The following is a 2,338-nucleotide window of genomic DNA, read 5'->3' on the forward strand; positions in this document are numbered from 1 at the left end:
AACAGCGCCACCACCAGATCCACCGACCGCGGCAACGCCACCGCCACCACACGCTCCGGCCCCGCACCCGCCGCACGCAACCGCACCGCCAACGCATCCGCACGCGCCGCCAACTCCCCGAACGACAACGAGGCACCGGCCGCGACGACAGCGGTGCCCTGGGGGTTCGCGGCGGCTGCGCGGGCCAGGCGCTCGGGCAGCAGCGATCCGGCGGGCCGTTCGGTGGCGTTGGCCGCGGCGAGCAGGCGCCGCTCCGCCTCGGTGCGCACGTCGATGGTGCCGACCCGGCGGCCGGGGTCGGCGGCCATGGCCCCCAGCACCAGCCGCAGCCGCTCCACCATCCGCGCGGCGGTCTCGGCGTCGAAGCGCGCCGTGGCGTAGCGCAGTGTGCCCGCCAGCCCCCGGGTTCCGGGGCGCTCGGCGAAGGTGAACTCCAGGTCGACCTTCGCTGCGCGCATGTCCACCGGGTGGACGCCGCATTCGGTGCCCAGCAGCGCGGGCCGGTCGGGGTCGCGCTGGTATGTGAGCATGACCTGGAAGAGCGGATGGCGCGCCAGCGGGCCGCGGGTGTCGCACTCCTGCACGACGCGGTCGAAGGGCGCGTCGGCGTTGGCGAAGGCGGCGACGTCGGCCGCGCGCACCCGCGCCAGCAGCTCGGCGGTGTCGGGACCGCCGGAGAGGTCGGTGCGCAGGGTCAGCATGTTCAGGAACATGCCGACGGTGTCGTGTACCGCGGCGTCGTCGCGGTTGGCGGCGGGCGTGCCGATGGGGATGTCCTCGCCCGCGCCCATACGGTGCAGCAGCACGGCCACCGCCGACTGCAGGACCATGAACGCGGTGGCGCCGTGCCGCTCGGCCAGCTCCAGCAGCGCGCGGTGCTCGGCGGCGCCGAGGGTGAAGCCGACCGCCGCGCCCGCGCCGTCCGCGGCGGCGGGGCGCGGCCGGTCGGCGGGCAGGTCGAGCTCGGCGGGCGCGCCCGCGAGGGCGCCGCGCCAGAAGGCGAGCTGGCGACCCATAGGGCTCGCCGGGTCGCCTGCCTCGCCCAGCCACGCGCGCTGCCAGGCCGCGAAGTCGCCGTAGTCGACGGCGAGCGGCTCCCACTGCGGTGCGCGGCCGGCGCGGCGGGCGGCGTAGGCGGCGTCGAGGTCGCGGACGAACGGTGCCTCGGACCACTCGTCGGTGGCGATGTGCGGGAACGCGAACGCGAGGACGGCCTCGCCGGGTGCGGTGCGCAGCAGCGCGGCGCGCACCGCGGTGTCGCCGGCCAGGTCGAAGGGTCGGTGCAGCACCTCGTGCACGTGCCCGTCCAGCTCGGGCTCGGCCACATCGCGGACCTCCAGCACCTCGCCGACCTCGTCGGGCGCGAGGACGTGCTGGTACGCGGCCGCGCCGCCGCTGCCGGGGGTGTAGACGGTGCGCAGGATCGCGTGGCGCAGGACGACGTCCCGCAGGGCGGCGGCCAGTGCGCCGGCGTCCACGGCGCCGCGCAGCCGGAAAGCGAGCGGGACGTTGTAGGCGGCGCCGGGGCCGAGCAGCCGGTCCAGGAACCACAGGCGCTCCTGGGCGTAGGAAAGCGGGGCGGGTGCGCCGGGGTCGGCGCGGCGGGTGAGCGGCGGCCGCGCAGCGGGACGGGCCGCGAGCAGGGCGGCGAGCCCGGCGGGGGTGGGCGCGTCGAACAGGTCGCGAACGCGCGCTTCGACGCCCAGCTCGGCGCGGATGCGGTTGGCGGCGCGGGTGGCGAGCAGCGAGTGGCCGCCGAGTGCGAAGAAGTCGTCGGCGCCGCCGACGGCACCGGTGTCCAGCACGTCAGCCAGGATGGCGCGCAGCCGGGCCTCGAACGGGCCGGCGGGGGCCTCGGGCTCGTCCGCCGCGGCGAGGGTGGGCGCGGGCAGGGCGGCCCGGTCGGTCTTGCCGTTGGCGGTCAGCGGGAACTCCTCCAGCACCACGACGGCGGAGGGGACCATGTAATCGGGCAGGCGCTCTGCGAGGGCGGCGCGCAGCGCCGCCGGATCGGGCACGGCGCCGGCGTCCGGGCGGACGTATCCGACGAGGCGCGGTTGCCTTGGCTCGTCCTCGCGGGCGATGGCAACGGCCTGGGCGACGCCGTCCTGGTCGGCGAGGACGGCCTCGATCTCGCCGAGTTCGATGCGGAACCCGCGGACCTTCACCTGGAAGTCGGAGCGGCCCAGATACTCCAGCTCCCCGGCGCGGCTCCAACGCACCACATCCCCGGTGCGGTACATGCGGGTGCCCACCGGGCCGAACGGGTCGGCCACGAACCGCTCGGCGGTCAGCCCGGCACGGCCGTGGTAGCCGCGCGCCAGACCCGCGCCCGCGA

General features: G+C 76.9%; 1 protein-coding gene. It reads right to left on the minus strand.

The genetic code is table 11. The features are described from left to right. Positions 1–2,338 (minus strand): condensation domain-containing protein (locus RM446_RS24550; protein ID WP_311547822.1); only part of this gene is annotated, 2,338 nt, incomplete at both ends.

It is taken from the genome of Streptomonospora wellingtoniae (assembly GCF_031845375.1).
Taxonomy (GTDB): domain Bacteria; phylum Actinomycetota; class Actinomycetes; order Streptosporangiales; family Streptosporangiaceae; genus Streptomonospora; species Streptomonospora wellingtoniae.